Source organism: Actinacidiphila paucisporea (genome assembly GCF_900142575.1).
GTDB lineage: Bacteria > Actinomycetota > Actinomycetes > Streptomycetales > Streptomycetaceae > Actinacidiphila > Actinacidiphila paucisporea.
The window spans coordinates 18,192-35,177 of the sequence record NZ_FRBI01000009.1 but is presented as its reverse complement, the minus strand read 5'-3'; the positions used below and the strand labels follow the sequence as shown (position 1 = coordinate 35,177).

General features: G+C 74.2%; 18 protein-coding genes. 6 read left to right on the top strand and 12 right to left on the bottom strand.

What is annotated here, in order from left to right; all coding sequences use genetic code 11:
- Nucleotides 1-47 precede the first annotated feature (47 nt).
- Together BUE44_RS15515 and BUE44_RS15510 are read right to left on the bottom strand one after the other, a co-directional pair.
- On the bottom strand, nucleotides 48-1,319 hold the full coding sequence (locus BUE44_RS15515) for an ROK family transcriptional regulator (protein ID WP_407640029.1): 1,272 nt from the start codon (nucleotides 1,317-1,319) through the stop codon (nucleotides 48-50).
- 323 nt (nucleotides 1,320-1,642) lie between these two features.
- Nucleotides 1,643-2,269, bottom strand: coding sequence for a TetR/AcrR family transcriptional regulator (locus BUE44_RS15510; RefSeq protein WP_079189773.1), 627 nt, complete (start codon nucleotides 2,267-2,269; stop codon nucleotides 1,643-1,645).
- 104 nt (nucleotides 2,270-2,373) lie between these two features.
- Here BUE44_RS15510 and BUE44_RS15505 point away from each other — a divergent pair, with 104 nt between their 5' ends.
- On the top strand, nucleotides 2,374-3,099 hold the full coding sequence (locus tag BUE44_RS15505) for an SDR family oxidoreductase (protein WP_073498573.1): 726 nt from the start codon (nucleotides 2,374-2,376) through the stop codon (nucleotides 3,097-3,099).
- 14 nt (nucleotides 3,100-3,113) lie between these two features.
- On the opposite strand, the gene BUE44_RS15500 is transcribed toward BUE44_RS15505, so the two are convergent.
- Nucleotides 3,114-4,550 (bottom strand): dihydrolipoyl dehydrogenase family protein, encoded by a 1,437-nt coding sequence (locus BUE44_RS15500; RefSeq protein WP_073498571.1) that lies wholly within the window; start codon nucleotides 4,548-4,550, stop codon nucleotides 3,114-3,116.
- A gap of 314 nt (nucleotides 4,551-4,864) precedes the next feature.
- Here BUE44_RS15500 and BUE44_RS15495 point away from each other — a divergent pair, with 314 nt between their 5' ends.
- On the top strand, nucleotides 4,865-5,461 hold the full coding sequence (locus tag BUE44_RS15495) for a histidine phosphatase family protein (RefSeq protein ID WP_073498568.1): 597 nt from the start codon (nucleotides 4,865-4,867) through the stop codon (nucleotides 5,459-5,461).
- Nucleotides 5,462-5,656: 195 nt separating this feature from the next.
- Nucleotides 5,657-7,180 carry an apolipoprotein N-acyltransferase gene (gene lnt / locus BUE44_RS15490; RefSeq protein WP_073498566.1) on the top strand — a complete coding sequence of 508 codons (1,524 nt, stop codon included), beginning with the start codon at nucleotides 5,657-5,659 and terminating at the stop codon, nucleotides 7,178-7,180.
- Here the strand turns inward: lnt and BUE44_RS15485 are convergent.
- Nucleotides 7,152-8,051: a Gfo/Idh/MocA family protein gene (locus BUE44_RS15485; protein ID WP_073498563.1), complete on the bottom strand. Its 900-nt coding sequence runs from the start codon at nucleotides 8,049-8,051 to the stop codon at nucleotides 7,152-7,154. The genes lnt and BUE44_RS15485 overlap by 29 nt on opposite strands.
- Before the next feature lie 221 nt (nucleotides 8,052-8,272).
- On the opposite strand from BUE44_RS15485, the gene BUE44_RS15480 reads away from it, so the two are divergent.
- Nucleotides 8,273-8,677, top strand: a complete 405-nt coding sequence (locus BUE44_RS15480; protein ID WP_073498561.1) for a hypothetical protein — start codon at nucleotides 8,273-8,275, stop codon at nucleotides 8,675-8,677.
- Here the strand turns inward: BUE44_RS15480 and BUE44_RS15475 are convergent.
- From BUE44_RS15475 to BUE44_RS15450, 6 genes are all read right to left on the bottom strand, one after another.
- On the bottom strand, nucleotides 8,674-9,180 hold the full coding sequence (locus tag BUE44_RS15475) for a hypothetical protein (protein ID WP_235002176.1): 507 nt from the start codon (nucleotides 9,178-9,180) through the stop codon (nucleotides 8,674-8,676). The two genes, BUE44_RS15480 and BUE44_RS15475, sit on opposite strands and share 4 nt — an antisense overlap.
- A gap of 9 nt (nucleotides 9,181-9,189) precedes the next feature.
- On the bottom strand, nucleotides 9,190-9,879 hold the full coding sequence (gene ung / locus BUE44_RS15470) for a uracil-DNA glycosylase (RefSeq protein WP_107415740.1): 690 nt from the start codon (nucleotides 9,877-9,879) through the stop codon (nucleotides 9,190-9,192).
- 134 nt (nucleotides 9,880-10,013) lie between these two features.
- Nucleotides 10,014-10,802: an SDR family oxidoreductase gene (locus BUE44_RS15465; RefSeq protein ID WP_073498557.1), complete on the bottom strand. Its 789-nt coding sequence runs from the start codon at nucleotides 10,800-10,802 to the stop codon at nucleotides 10,014-10,016.
- A 20-nt stretch (nucleotides 10,803-10,822) separates the two neighbouring features.
- Nucleotides 10,823-11,584 (bottom strand): 3-oxoacyl-ACP reductase FabG, encoded by a 762-nt coding sequence (gene fabG / locus BUE44_RS15460; protein WP_073498555.1) that lies wholly within the window; start codon nucleotides 11,582-11,584, stop codon nucleotides 10,823-10,825.
- A 163-nt stretch (nucleotides 11,585-11,747) separates the two neighbouring features.
- Entirely contained in the window at nucleotides 11,748-12,131 is a 384-nt protein-coding gene (locus BUE44_RS15455; protein ID WP_073498553.1) for a DUF3037 domain-containing protein, read from the bottom strand.
- Nucleotides 12,131-12,949 (bottom strand): HipA family kinase, encoded by an 819-nt coding sequence (locus tag BUE44_RS15450; protein ID WP_200804428.1) that lies wholly within the window; start codon nucleotides 12,947-12,949, stop codon nucleotides 12,131-12,133. Before BUE44_RS15450 ends, BUE44_RS15455 begins: the two co-directional genes overlap by 1 nt.
- Before the next feature lie 189 nt (nucleotides 12,950-13,138).
- Here BUE44_RS15450 and BUE44_RS15445 point away from each other — a divergent pair, with 189 nt between their 5' ends.
- The gene (locus BUE44_RS15445) at nucleotides 13,139-13,651 is read left to right on the top strand and encodes a Rieske (2Fe-2S) protein (protein ID WP_073498549.1); all 513 of its coding nucleotides are present in this window, start codon (nucleotides 13,139-13,141) and stop codon (nucleotides 13,649-13,651) included.
- Nucleotides 13,652-13,676: 25 nt separating this feature from the next.
- Here BUE44_RS15445 and BUE44_RS15440 read toward each other — a convergent pair whose 3' ends face one another.
- Nucleotides 13,677-14,579 (bottom strand): LysR family transcriptional regulator, encoded by a 903-nt coding sequence (locus BUE44_RS15440; RefSeq protein ID WP_073498547.1) that lies wholly within the window; start codon nucleotides 14,577-14,579, stop codon nucleotides 13,677-13,679.
- Between the two features lie 72 nt (nucleotides 14,580-14,651).
- On the opposite strand from BUE44_RS15440, the gene BUE44_RS15435 reads away from it, so the two are divergent.
- The gene (locus BUE44_RS15435; RefSeq protein ID WP_073498545.1) at nucleotides 14,652-15,647 is read left to right on the top strand and encodes a DMT family transporter; all 996 of its coding nucleotides are present in this window, start codon (nucleotides 14,652-14,654) and stop codon (nucleotides 15,645-15,647) included.
- On the opposite strand, the gene BUE44_RS15430 is transcribed toward BUE44_RS15435, so the two are convergent.
- Entirely contained in the window at nucleotides 15,638-16,972 is a 1,335-nt protein-coding gene (locus BUE44_RS15430) for an aminotransferase class I/II-fold pyridoxal phosphate-dependent enzyme (RefSeq protein ID WP_073498543.1), read from the bottom strand. The two genes, BUE44_RS15435 and BUE44_RS15430, sit on opposite strands and share 10 nt — an antisense overlap.
- Nucleotides 16,973-16,986 lie beyond the last annotated feature (14 nt).

Below are 16,986 nucleotides of genomic sequence, written 5' to 3'. Positions count from 1 at the left end.
GCGAAGGTGACACCGGTTCAGGTGACACCCCTTCAGCACACACCGGCTCAGCACACGGCGGGCAGCACCGGCCACGGACCGAGCGGGTCGGCGTAGAGCGCCCCGAGTGCCACCGCGGCGCCCGCGACCGGCAGGACCGACCCGGTGAAGCTGCTCGGCACCACTGCCCGCTCCGGGTCGTCGCAGACCCACGAGCGGGCGGCGACCTCGGCGCGCAGTACGGCCAGACACTCCGCCAGCCGCCCCGAGCCCGCCTCGACGACCACCACGACCTCCGGGTCGAACATGTCGAGCAGCAGCGCGACCGCCCGGCCCACCAGCAGCGCCCGCCGCCGGAAGAGGTCCACCGCGCGCGGCTCGCCGGCCAGTGCCAGGTCGAGCAGGGCGCGGAAGTCGGTGACCTCCAGCCCGCGGGCGGCGGCCTGCCGTACGAGGGCGGGCTCGGAGACCTCGGACTGCAGACAGCCGGCCGTACCGCACGTACAGGGTTCGGCGGAGTCGGTGCCGGGTCCGACCGGCAGATGCGCCACGCTGCCGGCGGCCGAGCGCGGGCCGCGGTGGACGCCGTCCGCGGTGGCGAAGGCGGCGTCCACGACCGCGCCGACGAAGAGCAGCACCGCGCTGTCCCGGGTGGCGACCGCGCCCAGCAGCTGCTCGGCGCGGGCCAGCGCCCGGGAGTGGCTGTCGACGTACACGGGCAGTCCGGTGGCAGCTGTCAGGAACTCACGGGCCGCCACGTCGCGCCAGCCCAACCGGGGGTGGTCCACGATCACACCGGCTTCGGGGTCGACCCACTGGCCGGTGGCGAGACCCAGCGCCAGGACCGTACGGCCGTCGGCGTGCGCGGCGACCATCCGCGGCAGCCGGGCGGCGAGTCCGCCGAGCACCTGCTGCGGGTCGGTGCCGCGGTGCGGTGTGCGGTCGCCCACGACGATACGGCCGCGCAGGTCCATCAGCGCCAGGGTGGAGTGGGCGACGGCGATGTGCGCGCCGGCCACCAGATAGCGGCTGGTGTCGATCTCCAGCGGGATGTGCGGGCGGCCGAGTCCGCGGGGCCCCGCGGTCTCCGGGCTCTCCCGGACCAGCCCGCGGGCCAGGAACTGCGCACAGTGCCCGCTGACCGCGGCGGGCGACAGGCCGGTCAGCCGGGCGACGGTGCTGCGGGCCACCGGCCCGTGGTCGAGGATCGCACCGAGCACGGCGCCGGCCGCGGGCGGACGGCGGGGCGGGGCAGCGGGCTGCGGAAGGTCGGCGCGGCGAAGGGGAGCCGGGAGCGGCGGGGCGGTGTCACGGCGGTCGGGCGGTGGCAGGACTACCACGATGGCCTTCCAGGGTGGTCGACGGCGGCGGGCGTACCCGTAGGGCCGCACCGGTGGCGAACCGGCGGGGCGGGCGATCCCGTTGGCGCTCCTCGCGGAGCTGTGCTGTCAGACCTGGTGACACGCGGCGGAGCACACACGCTTGAGGTCGACATGACCCCGCGTCGTCAGGTGTGTGGTGCGCTGCATGCCGCGCAACGTAACCGGCGCGGAGGAGCCCGGTCAAACACCTGCCCGCATGCTGGACATCATGACCATTGGATGGACGGCTTCCGCCGGGTCCCGAGAAGGGGCGTTCCCACCACTCCCCCGGCCCCGGACAGTCACCCTTCGACGCCCGCCGCGTCGACCAGGGCGGCGGCCGTCGTGACCGCGAGGCCGTCCAGGCTGTCCGCGCCGATCCCGGCCCTGGCGCTCGCCCCGTCGAAGACCAGCGTCAGCTGACGGGCCAGCAGGTCCGGGTCGGCGGCGCCGCCACGGGCGGCCTCCGCCCGGAAGAAGTCGGTGAGCACCTGCTTGCCGCGGGCGGCCACCACGCTGGCGGGGTGGGCCGGATCCTTCAGCTCCACCTGGGTGGCCAGGAACGGGCAGCCGAGGTAGTCGGGCGACAGCGCCGCCTGCTCCAGCCGCTCGAAGACGTGCAGCAGCCGGTCGCGGGGGGTGCCGGGGCCGTCCGGCGGCGGCAGCACGAGCGCCTGGTAGCCGGCCGCGGACCGTTCGAGCGCGGCGGCCAGCATGTCGTCCTTGCCGTCGAAGAGCTGGTACATCGAGCGCTTCGAGACACCCGCGGCCTTGCACAGGGCGTCGATGCCGGTACCGACGCCCTGCCGGTAGAAGAGCGCGGACGCGGCGTCCAGCAGGCGGTCCCGCGAGGAGGCCTTCACGGCCGGCGAGGGCGTCGCCGCGCGCGCCGGCCTCCCGGTGCTCGGCTGCTGCTGCTCGGTGTCCATGAGTCGAGACTACCGCCCCGGCTCGACATCGGAAACAGATCGGTTTACCGTGGTGAAAACCGATCGGTTTCCACTGGTCGGACATTCCTACCGAAGGACCTCCCATGCAGATCGACGGAGCAGTCGCACTCGTCACCGGTGGCAACCGCGGGCTCGGCGAGCAGTTCGTGAAGGCACTGCTCGACGCCGGAGCGGCCAAGGTCTACGCCGCCGCACGCAACCCCGGCTCGGTGCGGGTCCCCGGAGCCGTGCCGATCGCCCTGGACGTCACCGATCCCGCCTCGGTGCGCACCGCGGCCGAGCAGGCGCAGGACGTCACCCTGCTGGTCAACAACGCGGGCACCTCGACCGGCGCGGCCATCCTGGACGGCGAGCTGGGCGCCTACCGCACGGAGTTCGAGACGCACGTGCTGGGCACCCTGGACGTCAGCCGGGCCTTCGCTCCCGTCCTGGCGCGCAACGGGGGCGGCGCGGTCCTCAACGTCCTCTCGGTGCTGTCCTGGGTCACGATGCCCGGCTCCGCCGCCTACGCCGCCGCGAAGTCGGCCGAGTGGTCGATGACCAACGCGCTGCGGGTGGCGCTCGCCGAGCAGGGCACCCAGGTCACCTCGCTGCACGTCGGCTACATGGACACCGACATGACGGCCGCGGTCACCGCCCCGAAGCTCGACCCCGCGGCGGTCGCGCGCACCGCGCTCGACGGCGTACGGGACGGGCTGCACGAGGTGCTCGCCGACGACCTCAGCAAGCAGGTCAAGGCGGGGCTGGCGGCCGACCTCACCGCCCTCTACCCGCAGCTCGCCACGGGCGCGGTGAGTGCCACGGGCTGACCCGGGGCGCCCGGTCAGCCGCGGTAGGCCTCCAGCAGCCGCAGCCAGACCTCGCTGACCGTCGGGTAGGCCGGGACGGCGTGCCACAGCCGGTCCACCGGCACCTCGCCCGCGACCGCCACCGTCGCCGAGTGCAGCAGCTCGCCGACGCCCGGGCCGACGAAGGTGACACCCAGCAGGATGTCGCGGTCCAGGTCCACGACCATCCTGGCCCGGCCGCGGTAGTCGTCGCCGTACAGGCTCGCGCCGGCAACCTGGGCGAGGTCGTAGTCCACGACCTTGGTGCGCCGGCCCGCCTGCTCCGCCTCGGCGGCCGACAGGCCGACCGCGGCGACCTCGGGGTCGGTGAAGACCACCTGCGGCACCGCAGCGTGGTCGGCGGTCGCGACATGGGCGCCCCAGGGAGCGTCGTCCACCGGCTCGCCCTTGGCGCGGGCGCCGATCACCGCGCCGGCGATACGCCCCTGGTATTTGCCCTGGTGGGTGAGCAGCGCCCGGTGGTTGACGTCGCCGGCCGCGTACAGCCAGCCGCCCTCGACGCCGGTGACCCGGCAGGTGTCGTCGACCTGCAGCCAGCCGCCCGGCTTGAGGCCGACGGTCTCCAGGCCGATGTCGCCGGTGTGCGGGGCGCGTCCCACGGCGAAGAGCACCTCGTCGCAACTGACCTGGGCGCCACCCTCCAGGCCGATCCTGACCTCGCCGTGGGCGCCGTCCCGCTCCACCGACGCCACGTTCGCCCCGAACCGCAGGTCGACCCCGGCCTCCCGCAGCGCGTCGGCGACCATCTCGCCGGCGAAGGGCTCGATCTTGTCCAGCAGCGAGCCGCCCCGCACCAGCAGCGTGACCTGGGAGCCGAGCGCCTGCCAGGCGGTGGCCATCTCGACCGCGACGACGCCGCCGCCGACCACCGCGAGCCGCCGCGGGGCCTTCTTGGCGCTGGTGGCGTCCCTGCTGGTCCACGGGTTGACGTCGGCGATGCCCGGCATGGGCGGCAGCGCCGCGGTCGTGCCGGTGCACACCGCCACCGCGTGCCGGGCAGCCAGCCGTACGGTGTCGCCCTCCGGGGTGGTGACGGCCACCTGGCGCTCGCCGGTCAGCCTGCCGTGGCCGCGGACGAGATCCACGTCGACCGACCGCAGCCAGCCCACCTGCCCGTCGTCCTTCCAGTGGGACGTGAACTCGTCGCGCCTGGCCAGCACCGCGGAGGTGTCGAGCGGCCCCCTCACGGCACGGCTCAGGCCGGGCAGCCGGCGGGCGTCCGCCCGGGCCAGGGCCGGGCGCAGCAGGGCCTTGCTCGGCATGCACGCCCAGTACGAGCACTCGCCGCCGACGAGTTCGCTCTCCACGACCACCGTGCTCAGCCCGGCGGCCCGGGCCCGGTCCGCCAGGTTCTCACCGACAGGGCCTGCACCGATGACGATCACGTCGTAGGTGCGGGAGGCGTCGTTCATGGCAGCTCCTGTTGCTGTCGGCGGACGGCGGGGCGGACCCGGCGGGGCCTGGGACACCACGGTCCGCGGCACGCCCCTTCGATCACACCGGTGTCACACTGATGCCGCAACCGGGGGGCGCGCGGTCATCGTAACGACGCCGGATGACCGGAAGTCTTTCCCGGCGCCCGCGTGTCATGCCAGGTGCGTCGCGGATGACATGCCGGTGACCGGCACCGGTCGGGCGCCCGGCGGGACGGTGCGGCCCGGCCGTCGGTTACGCCTGCGACGTATGATCACTTCGGGGCGCCGAGCGGCGTCGCAGGAGGTGCGCGATGGGTGAACTGGTGCTGATCCGGCACGGTGAGACCGAGTGGAGCATGACAGGGCGGCACACCAGCTACACCGACCTCCCGCTGACCGCGCACGGCGAGGAGCAGGCCCGCTCGCTGGCGCCGCTGCTCGCCTCCCGGCACATCTCCTGCGTCCTGACCAGCCCGATGCAGCGCGCCCGCGACACCGCGAAGCTGGCCGGACTCGACCACACCAAGGTCGACCCGGGACTGCGCGAATGGGACTACGGCGGCTACGAGGGCGTGACCACCCGGGACATCCTGCGCGAGCGGCCCGGCTGGGATCTGTGGACCGACGGTGTGATCCCGGGGCCCGAGGGCCATCCCGGTGAGTCCCCGCAGCAGATCGGCGAGCGCGCCGACCGGGTCCTCGCGCGGGCCGAGGCGGCCTTCGCCAACGGCGACGGCGGCGACGTGGTGCTGGTCGCGCACGCCCATTTCCTGCGGGTCCTGACGGCCCGCCGGCTGGGCCTGCCGCCCGCCGACGGCGCCCTGTTCCAACTGGCAACCGGTACGGTCAGCAGGCTCGGCTCCGAACACGGCCGCCACGTGCTGACCTCCTGGAACCGGCAGCCCTGAGCCGTACGCCCGGCGGCCGCACCGGTGCGCGCGGCACCGCCTGACCGGCCGTGAGCCCCGCCGGATCGGCGCCCGACACGCCGGGCGCCCCGCATGTCGCCGACCGCCCGGGGCCCGCAGGACCCCGCACACTGGTCGCTCCACATCCCCGTAGCCGGTACGGGCCGGTGTGCGCCGACGGGTGAGGGAGCGCGTATGACGGTGACGGTACGGGGACAGCGGTCGCGGCTCGCGTCGCCCTGGATCCGCGGCGCCGCCGCGGCACTCGCCGGGGCACTGCCCGCGCTGGCCTTCCCCGCGCCGTCGCTGTGGTGGCTGGCCTACGTGGCCCTGGTGCCGTGGATGTTGCTGGCGCGCTCGGCCGGCAGTCCGCGCCGGGCGCTGCTCGACGGGTGGCTCGGCGGCGCCGGCTTCATGCTGGCCGTGCACCACTGGCTGATCCCGAGCCTGAACGTCTTCATCGTGGTGCTCGCGCTGCTGCTCGGCGCCCTGTGGGCGCCGTGGGGCTGGCTGGTGCGCCGGCTGCTCGGGGCAGGCGCGGAGGGGGCGCCGCGGGTCGGGGCCGCCCTGGCGCTGCTGCCGTGCGGGTGGCTGATGGTGGAGCTGGTGCGCTCCTGGCAGTATCTCGGCGGACCGTGGGGGCTGATGGGGGCCAGCCAGTGGCAAGTGGCCCCGGCGCTGCGGCTGGTGTCGATCGGCGGGGTGTGGCTGGCCAGCCTGCTGGTCGTGCTGGTGAACACCGCCGTGGTCGTGCTGGTCGCCGTCCCCGGGGTGCGCGGGCGGGCCGCGGGGGCGCTGCTGGCCACCGCGGTGCTGACCGGCGCTGTCTGGCTGTGGACACCGCGCCCGCAGACCGCGGGCAGCACCAGGATCGCGGTGGTCCAGCCGGGGGTCGTCGCAGGCGGTGACGCGCGGCTGGACCGGGAGGCGCTGCTGACCGCGCGGCTGGCCGGCGACCACCCGGACCTGGTGGTGTGGGGCGAGAGCAGCATCGGCGTCGACCTGACCGCGCGGCCCGACGTGGCGCGTCGGCTGGCCGCGCTGTCCCGGCAGGTCGGGGCGTACCTGCTGGTCAATGTGGACGCCGCGCGGGCCGACGGCAGCGGCATCTCCAAGACGACGGTGCTCGTCGGCCCGGACGGGGTCGCCGGACCCTCGTACGACAAGATGCGGCTGGTGCCGTTCGGCGAGTACATCCCGCTGCGGTCGGTGCTGGGCTGGGCCACGTCGGTGGGCAAGGCCGCGGGCGAGGACCGGCAGCCGGGCACCCGGCAGGTGGTGATGGACGCCGGGGGGCTGCGGTTCGGGCCGCTGGTGTGCTTCGAGACGGCCTTCCCCGACATGAGCCGCCATCTGGCCGGCGACGGCGCCCAGTTGCTCGTCGCCCAGTCCTCCACGTCGTCCTTCCAGCACAGCTGGGCGCCCGCGCAGCACGCCTCGCTCGCCGCGCTGCGGGCCGCCGAGAGCTGGCGGCCGATGGTGCACGCCACGCTGACAGGGATCAGCGCGGTCTACGACGCCGACGGCGACCGGGTCGGCCCCGCGATCGGCACCGGCAGCAGCACCTCGGCGGTCTACGAGGTGCCGCTGGCGTCCGGCCGCAGCCTCTACGTGCGGTTCGGCGACTGGGTGCCGCACCTGGCGCTGCTGCTGGTGCTGGCCGCGGCGGCCTACGAGCTGACGTGCGCGGTCAGGCGGCCTGTTCCCGTACCTCGGTGACGATCCGTTCGCACAGCTCGTGGGTGGCCAGCGCGTCGCCGCCGTCGAGCGGGGTGCCGGCGCGGACCGCGTCGAGGAAGGCCAGGGTGATCTGCTCGATGCCGCGCTGCCGGGCGACCGGCACCCAGTCGCCTCGGCGGCGCACCGTCGGCTGGCCCTTGTGGTCGACGACCTCGGCGAGGTTGAGTACCTGGCGCCGGGTGTCGCCGCCGCTGACGTCGAGGCTCTCCTCGACGGAGCCGCTCATCCGGTTCATCGAGCCGATCGCGGTGAAACCCGCGCCCGACAGGTGCAGCACGACGTGGTGCAGCAGGCCGCCGGCGACCTTCGCCGAGACCCTGACCTGCTCGACGGGCCCGGGCGCCAGGAAGCGCAGGGTGTCCACGACGTGGATGAAGTCGTCGAAGACGACCTCGCGCGGATCGTCGGCCAGCCCGATCCGGTTCTTCTGCAGGAAGATCAGATCCCGCGAGTGGTCCAGGCACTGCACGTAGCCGGGGGCGTAGCGGCGGTTGAAGCCGGCCATCAGCGGCACGCCGTGCCGCCGTGCGAGCGCGACGAGGCCGCGGGCGCCCTCGGCGTCCCGGGCCAGCGGCTTGTCGACGTAGACCGGCACCCCGGCCGCCACGACGCGGGAGGCGATGTCTACGTGGTGCTCGGTGGGCGCGTGCACGAAGGCGGCGCCGAGGCCCTGGGCGAGCAGGTCGTCGAGGGCGGTGTGCCGGTACGGCAGCCGGTAGGCGTCGCCGACCAGGTCCAGGGTCGCGGGGGTGCGGGTCTGCAGATGGATCTCCAGGCCCGGCTGGGCGGCGAGCACCGGCAGATACGCCTTCTGCGCGATGTCACCGAGTCCGATGACGCCGATCTTCAAAGGGGCGCTGCCCGATGCCATGCGTGCTCCTCGTGCCGGTCCCGCAATACCCCCTGGTGGGAGCGGTGTCACCGCAGCATACGGGCCGGATTCCGGCCAGCTCCCAACCGGGGCGGCGGGGCCGCCGCTCACTCGTCCGGGTGAGCGGCGAACGTCCGGGGCGGGTCTTTCACCCCTGCGGGGACTGTCGGGCGCCCCGGGGTGCGGGCACTGTTGGGACCGTGCGCCTGCTCCCCGCTGCGGTGGTCCTGGTGGCGGTCTGTGCCGCGGCCGGATGCACCACCGTCTCCGCCTCCCCGCCCGCCCTTCCCGCCCCGGCGCCCAGCCGCGGGGCGCCCGACGTCGTCCGGCTGACCCCGCCACCGGCCCGGCCGCTGCTGGCGACGGCGGCGCCGGACGCCGCGGCCCCCGCCGCCGAGGCCGTGCCGCCACCGGCCCGGACCGCGCGGGCCCCCCGGCGGCGGCACGTACCGGCCGTACGGCGCCGGAGGCGGCCGGTGGTGCACCGGGCGCCGCGGACACCGGTGCCGCGGGTGCCCGCGGCGGCCGGGGCGTGCGCGCTGGGCCGTACGTACGGCGGCTGGGCGGCGGACAGTCCCACGGCCGCCCTCTGCGCGCGGTCCTAGGGCAGCTGACCCGAACCGGTCAGCCGCAGTTCCAGCCGGCCCACCGCGGCCCGCACCCCGTCGCCGTACGCGTCCTCGGCCAGGGCGCCGCAGGCCTTGCGGGCCAGGGCGAGGTGGCTGCGGGCCAGTCGGTCCTCGCCGACCCGGGCGTAGGCCGCCGCCAGGTTCAGGTGCAGCGACGGGTAGAAGCCGCGTACCTGGCCGGTCCTGCGCTCGTCGCCGGAGCGCTCCGCGGCCACCGCGTCGGCGGCCCGCAGCGCCCGCAGGTCCCAGGCCAGCTCGTCCTCCGGGTCGTCCTGGGCGTCGGCCAGGTAGTGCGCGACGGTGCAGCGGTGCAGGGCGTCGCCCTGCTCCCCCAGCTCGGCCCACAGGGCGGTGAAGCGGTTGCGCGCCTCCTCCCGGTCCCCGGCGTGCAGCAGCATCACCACCTGCCCGATCCTGCCCGTCATGGCGTCGTCCGCGGCCGCCGGGTCCTCCATCGGCGCCTCCTGATGTCCTCGCATCCGACGACGCTAACCGGCGCGCACCCCGAGATCGGGGATGCGCCAGTCGATGGGCTCGTGCCCCTGCGCCCGGACCGCGGCGTCGATCTGGGTGAAGGGGCGGCTGCCGAGGAAGAGCTTCGCCGACAGCGGCGAGGGGTGCGCCCCCTGGATGACGGCGTGCCGGCCGGTGTCGATCAGCGGCAGCTTCTTCTTGGCGTAATTGCCCCACAGCACGAAGACCGCGGGGTCGGTGCGCGCCGACACGGCCTTGATCACCGCGTCGGTGAATTTCTCCCAGCCCTTGCCCTTGTGGGAGTTGGCCTCGCCTTCGCGCACCGTCAGCACCGCGTTGAGCAGCAGGACGCCCTGCTCCGCCCAGGGGAGCAGATAGCCGTTGTCCGGCACGGGGTGGCCCAGCTCGTCGCGCATCTCCTTGAAGATGTTGCGCAGCGACGGTGGGGTCTTCACGCCCGGGCGGACGGAGAAGCACAGCCCGTGGCCCTGTCCGTCGCCGTGGTAGGGGTCCTGGCCGAGGACCAGCACCTTGACCCGGTCGAAGGGCGTCGCCTCCAGCGCCGCGAAGACCTCGTCGCGGGGCGGGAAGATCCGGTGCTCCTTGCGTTCGGCCTCCACGAACTCGGTGAGCTGCCGGTAGTACGGCTTGTCCAACTCCTCGCCGAGGACGCTCTGCCAGGAGTCGGGCAGCATGCTGGGCACGTCGGGAACCTCCGGTACGCGATCCGTTACTGCGTCAGAACGTACCGGCAGGCACTGACAGCGCCCACATCGCGGCCGCCGCCCGGCCCCGGCCGCAGGGGGCCGGGGCCGGGCGGCGGCCGGCGCCGCTTGGCTCAGGCGCCGCCGGCGCGCAGGAAGAGCCCGCCGTCGATCACCAGGTTCTGGCCGGTGATCCAGCCGGCCTGGTCGCCGAGCAGGAAGGCGGCGGCGCCGCCGATGTCCTCCGGCACGCCGAGCCGCCCCAGCGGGTAGCCGGCGGCGGCCTCCTCCTCGCGGCCCTCGTAGAGCGCCGCGGCGAATTTCGTCTTGACCACCGCGGGGGCGATGGAGTTGACCCGCACGCCGGGTGCCATCTCGGCGGCGAGCTGGACGGTCAGGTTGACCATCGCGGCCTTGCTGATGCCGTAGGCGCCGATGAAGGGCGACGGCGCCAGGCCCGCGATCGAGGTGATGTTGAGTATCGCGCCGCCGTTGTCCTTCTGCCAGGCACGCCAGGTCTGCTGGGCGAAGCCGAGCGCGGAGATCACGTTGGTCTCGTAGACCTTGCGCGCCACCCCGAGGTCGAGGTCGGCGAGCAGGCCGTAGACCGGGTTGGTGCCCGCGTTGTTGGCCAGGTAGTCCACCCGGCCGAAGGCCTCCATGGTGCGTTCCACGGCGATGGCCTGGTGCGCCTCGTCGTGGGCCTTGCCCGCGACGCCGATCACCCGGTCGGGGCCGAGCCGCTCGACGGCGTCCTTGAGCGCGTCCTCGTTGCGTCCGGTGATGCACACCCGGTCGCCGCGGGCGACCAGGGCCTGCGCGATGCCGTAGCCGATGCCGCGGCTCGCGCCGGTGACCAGGGCGACCCTGCCGGTGTCCTGGACGGGCGCGGCGCCGGGGGTGGTGCTGGGGAGCTGGGTCATGATGTCGGGCCTCCGGCCGGTCAGTTGAGCGGGCCGCCGGCCACGTAGAGCACCTGTCCCGAGATGAATCCGGCGTCGTCGCCGGTGAAGAAGGCGATGGCGCCCGCGACGTCCTCCGGCCTGCCGACCCGCTGGACCGGGATCTGGGTGGCGGCGGCGGTCTGGAACTCCTCGAAGTCCATGCCGACCCGGGCGGCGGTGGCCGCCGTCATGTCGGTGACGATGAAGCCGGGGGCCACGGCGTTGGCGGTGACGCCGAATTTGCCCAGCTCGATGGCGAGGGTCTTGGTGAAGCCCTGCAGGCCGGCCTTGGCGGCGGAGTAGTTGGCCTGGCCGCGGTTGCCCAGCGCGGAGGACGAGGAGAGGTTGACCACCCGGCCGAAGTGCGCGTCGACCATGTGGCTCTGGACGGCACGGGTCATCAGGAAGGCGCCGCGCAGGTGGACGCCCATGACGGTGTCCCAGTCGCCGGCGCTCATCTTGAACAGCAGGTTGTCGCGGAGCACTCCCGCGTTGTTCACCAGGACGGTCGGCTGCCCCAGTTCGGCGGCGACCCTGGCGACGGCGGCCTCGACCTGCGCCTCGTCCGACACGTCGGCGCCCACCGCGACGGCCCGGCCGCCAGCCGCGGTGATGGTCTCGACGGTGTCCTTGCAGGCGCTCTCGTCGAGGTCGAGTACGGCGACGGCGCGGCCCTGCTCGGCCAGCCGCACCGCGGTGGCGGCGCCGATTCCGCGGGCGGCGCCGGTGACGATCGCGACGCGCTGCTCGGTGCTGGACATCTGTTCTCCTCAGCCCTGTGGTGCGGCCGGCCCGCGCCCGAAACGCATGAGCGACCGCTTAGTAGGTCCCGTTGCCGAAACCGTAGGAGGACAGTGACCCAGTGTCAACGCCACCACGGGGGATGTGGCTCAGCGCACCGGACGCACCCGCGCTTCCGGCGGCTCAGCGGACCAGCAGGGCCAGCAGCCGGTCCACCTCGGCCCGCGGGTCGGCGGTCAGCCCGGTGTGGATCGGGCCCGGCTGCACGATCGTGCTGCGGGGCGCGGTCAGCCAGCGGAAGCGGCGCCCCGGGTCGTCGCCGCCCGCCTGGCCGGCGTCCTCGCCGCCCGCGCAGACGTCCTGGTAGCCGCGCAGCGCGGCCCGCACCCCCGGCACATCCACCTCGGGGTCGAGGCAGCGCAGCCGGGTCTCGTCCAGGTGCACCCGGGCGCCGACGAAGCTCCTGGCCCTGCAGTAGACCAGCACCCCGGCGTTGATCATCTCGCCGCGCTCGATCCGCGGCATCACGCGCACCAGCGCGTACTCGAACACCTCGCGCCCGCTCATCAGGCGTTCTTCCCCTCGACCCAGGTACGCAGCCACTCCGGCGGCGGCTGCCGCTCGCGCGACACGGGCGCGAGCGTGATCCGTTCGTGGATGTCCGCCGCCCGTGCGGCCAGCAGTTCGGCGTACGCCCGGCGTACGTCGTCGGGCGCCTCGAAGCCCGGCTCGTCGGCCAGCCACTCATCGGGGACCAGCGCGGTGACCTCGGCGAGCAGTTCCGCGGTGACCAGCGGCGCCAGTTCGGCCGCGGCGGCGGCCGGCTGCGGCGAGAAGCGGGACAGGGCGTGGTCGGAGGCGTCGTAGGCCTTCGCGGCCGCGGTCCGCGCGGTCTTCCAGTTGTGGTGCCAGATCAGCGAGGCGCCGTGGTCGATCAGCCAGGTGCTGCGGTGCCACACCAGGAGGTTGGGATTGCGCCAGGACCGGTCGACGTTGCCGATCAGCGCGTCGAACCAGACGATCCGGCTCGCCTCCGCGGGCTCGACGCCGAAGACCAGCGGGTCGAAGCCGAGAGAGCCGGGCAGGAAGTCCATGCCGAGGTTGAGGCCGCCGCTGGCCTTGAGCAGGTCCTGGATCTCCTCGTCGGGCTCCCCCAGGCCGATCACCGGGTCGAAGTCGAAGCGGACCAGCTCCGGCACCCGCAGGCCCAGCCTGCGGCCCAGCTCGCCGGCGATCACCTCGGCGACCAGCGCCTTGCGGCCCTGGGCGGCGCCGCGGAATTTCACCACGTACGTGCCGAGGTCGTCGGCCTCGACCACACCGGGCACCGAGCCGCCCTCGCGCAGCGGCGTCACATAGCGGATGCCCGTCACGTCTCTCAGCATTGCCCCAGGCTATCGCCGGTGCCGGCGGGGGCCGGACGGCCGGGTGGCCGCTGCGACGCCCGGGGGAATTCCCGCGCGCGTCGTTGAACGGATCGCGGTGACCGCCCGTATCAACGGACACGCGTGGCCACACGCCGCCGGGCGGCCCAATGCGGCCGTCCGGCCCGATCAGCGGACAGGATGCAGCTCATGGCAGAAACCCCCGGACCCTCCGTGTCCCCCACCCGCCGCACCGTCTTCGCCGCCGCGGGCGGTGCCGGTCTCGCCGCCGTCCTCACCGCATGCGGGTCCGACTCGGGCTCGGGCTCGGCGGCCGGCGCCCCCTCGTCCGACGCCCCCACGTCCGACATGCCGTCCTCGGCTCCCTCGGACACCGGCACGCCGTCCGCGTCGTCCTCCTTCGGCGCCGCCGGCGGGGCCCCGCTGGGGAAGACCGCGGACATCCCGGTCGGCGGCGGGAAGGTCTTCGCCGACCAGAAGGTGGTCGTCACCCAGCCGACGGCCGGCCACTTCAAGGGCTTCTCGGCGGTCTGCACCCACCGGAGCTGCACGGTGGCCGAGGTCACCGGCGGCACGATCAACTGCCCCTGTCACGGGAGCAAATTCCACATCGCCGACGGCTCGGTGGCGCACGGCCCGGCCACCCAGGCACTGCCGTCGCAGTCGGTCACCGTCTCCGGCGGCACCGTCTCCCTGGCCTGACCCGCCCCGCGAGGCAAGTCCCTGGTCAGCAGTAGCGGCGTGCCGCGGTCCTGAGGGCGTCGACCGCCGCCCGGATCGCCGGGCGGCGGTCGGCGTCCTCGCGCCACACCGCGTAGACGTGGCGCCGCATGGTGTGGCGTACCGGCACCACCCGGACGCCGGCCGGCATCGGGTCGCGGCCCAGCCGGGGGATGACCGCCACGCCGAGCCCGGCGGCGACCAGGGCGAGCACGGTGGCGTGCTCCTCGGCATGGTGCGCGACCCGCGGCTCTATGCCCTTGCCGCGCAGCGTGAACAGCAGCCACTCGTGGCAGAAGCCGCCGTCCGGCCAGGCGATCCAGGCGTCCTGCGCGAGCTCGTCCAGGTCGATCTGCGGGCGGTCCTCCAGCGGGTGGCCGGCCGGCAGGGCCACGTCGACGATGTCGTCGAAGAGCGGCACCTTGGCCAGTCCGCCCGGCAGCGACAGCGGCTTGTTGTACCAGTCCAGGACGAGCGCCAGGTCGATGTCGCCGCGGGTGAGGCGGGCCAGTGACTCCTGCGGCTCCAGCTCGTGCACCATCGTGCGCAGCTGCGGGTGCTCGCGCCGCAGCTCGGTGAGCGCGGCGGGGAAGAGGCCGCGCACCGCGGTGGGGAAGGCACCGGCGATCAGGTCGCCGAGCGCGGCCCCGCGGTGCGCCTCCAGGTCCGCGTGCGCCGTCTCGACCAGCGACAGGATCCGTTCGGCGTGCCCGGACAGCAGCCGTCCCGCGTCGGTGAGCCGCACACCGCGGCCGCTCTTGGCCAGCAGCGACTGCCCGGTCTCCCGCTCCAGCTTAGCCATCTGCTGCGAGACCGCCGACGTGGTCACGCCGAGCACGTCCGCGGCGGCGCTCACCGAACCGTAGGTGTCGATGGCGTGCAGGATGCGCAGGCGTTCCAGGCTCAACATGTAAGAAATACTACGTCGACTGTGTACGAAAACTCGCTTGTTCTACGAGATCACAGCCGTCATGGTGGTGGCATGACCGCACCCGCCAAGAGCCGAACCGCCCCAGCCGCGCCCGCCGCCAGTCGTGGCGCCAGTCCTGGCGGCGCAGCCGCGTCGCCCGCGCGCCGGCCGGCGGTGGACTGGCGCATCCGCTTCGCCGCCCTCGGTCTGGTGTGGGGCTTCAGCTTCCTGTTCATGAAGGTGGGCAACGAAGCCTTCGCACCGCTCCAGGTCACGCTCGGCCGGATGGTCTTCGGCACCGCGGTGCTCGCCGCGGCGGTCGCGGTCAAGCGGGAGCGGCTGCCGCGCTCCCCGCGGACCTGGCTGCATCTGGCAGTCGCCGCTTTCCTGCTCAATTCGCTGCCCTTCACGCTCTTCGCGACCGCCGAGCAGACCATCCCCTCGATGCTGGCCGGTATATGCAACGCGGCCACACCGCTGTTCTCGATGCTGGTCTCGCTCGTCGCGCTGTCCGAGGACCGCCCGTCCCGGGAGCGCTTCGCAGGCGTCGGCCTGGGCTTCATCGGAGTGCTGACGGTGCTCGGCGCCTGGCAGGGCTTCTCCGGCCAGGACCCCAAGGGCACGGTGATGGCGCTGACCGCCGCCCTCAGCTACGCGGTGGGCTGGGCCTACGTCCGCCGCACCCTCACCGGCACCGGCAGCTCGCACCTGGCGGTGTCCGCCAGCCAGTTGCTGCTCGGCACGCTGCAACTGCTGGTCGTCACACCGTTCTTCACCTCGATGCCGGACAGCTGGCCCGCCAAGTCGGTCCTGTCGGTGCTGGCGCTGGGCGCGCTGGGCACGGGCGTGGCCTTCCTGATCCAGTACGGCCTGGTGGCGGAGAAGGGCCCGACGATCGGCTCCATGGTGACGTATCTGATACCCATCGTCGCGACCACGGCGGGCGTGGCACTGCTCGGCGAGACGCTGCACTGGAACGAACCGGTCGGTGCGGTGGTGATCCTGGTCGGCGCCGCGCTCACCCAGCGGCGACCGAAGCCGCGGCCGGCCGCCGAGGCTCAGCCGTAGCGGCCGCCGGCGGCCGGGCCGTGCAGCACCTCGGCGACCGCGTCGGCCAGCGGCTCGATGTCGCCCGGGGCGAGCGGTGAGACGGTCAGCCGCACTCCGGGCGCCGAGCGCACCCGGAAGCGGGCGCCCGGCGCGACCGCCCAGCCGCGCTGCAACAGTCCGGCGACCGCACCGGTCTCGTCGCTGACCGGCACCCAGACGTTCATGCCGCTACGCCCGTGGGACGGCACTCCCCGGGCGGCCAGCGCCCGTACCAGCGCGTCGCGCCGCTCGCCGTACGACCTGGCGACCGCCGCCGGGTCGACCGCGCCGGTCCGCCACAGGTGGACCAGGGCGTGCTGGAGCAGATGGCTGACCCAGCCCGCGCCGAGACGATGCCTGCCGCGTACGCGGTCCACCGTCGTCGCGTCACCCGTGTAAAGCGCCAGCCGCAGGTCCGGGCCGTACGCCTTCGCGACGGAGCGGATCAGCGCCCAGTGCTCGGTGGCGCCCGACAGGCAGTGCAGCGGCAGGTCCACGATGCCGCTCACATGGTCGTCGTCGATCACCAGCACCCGGCGGTGGTCGGCGAGCAGGGCGCGCAGTTCGCCGGCACGCGCCGCCGACAGGGCCGCGCCGGTGGGATTCTGCCCGCGGTCGGTCACCACCAGGGCGCGCACCCCTGACCGCAGCGCCCGTGCGACCTCCTCGGTCACCGGTCCCTCGTCGTCCACCGCCACCGGCACCGCCCGCAGCCCCAGCGCCGGTACGAGGTCGAGCACGCTCCCCCAGCCCGGGTCCTCGACGGCCACCGCGTCGCCCGGCCGCAGATGCGCGGTGAGCACCCGGTCCATGGCGTCCAGCGAGCCCGAGGTGAGCCCGACGGGCCCGGCGGGCACCCCGTCCGCGTCCAGCGCGGCGCGGGCCAGGCGGCTCAGGTCCTCGTCCACCGGCGGACCCCCGTAGAGCGCGGGCGCCCGCGCGTGCCGGGCGGCGGCCACCGCGAGCGCCTCGGCCAGCGGCGGCAGCAGCGCGGGGTCGGGGTTGCCCGCGGAGATGTCCCGCGCACCGGGCGGGACGGCGATCCTGATCTGCTCGCGCGGGGCGGTCGCCGGTCTGGCCCTGACCCGGCTGCCGCGGCGGCCCGCGGTCTCGATCACCCCGCGGTCGCGCAGCAGCCGGTAGGCGGCCGCCACCGTGTTCGGGTTGACGTCCAGCTCCGCGGCCAGTTCCCGCAGGGGCGGCAGCGACTGGCCGGGGCCCAGCGCGCCACTGCCCACCGCACTCTCGATGTCGGCGGCGATTCCCGATGCGCCACGCCCGGTGATTCGATACTCTCCTAGCACAAACGAGATTATGC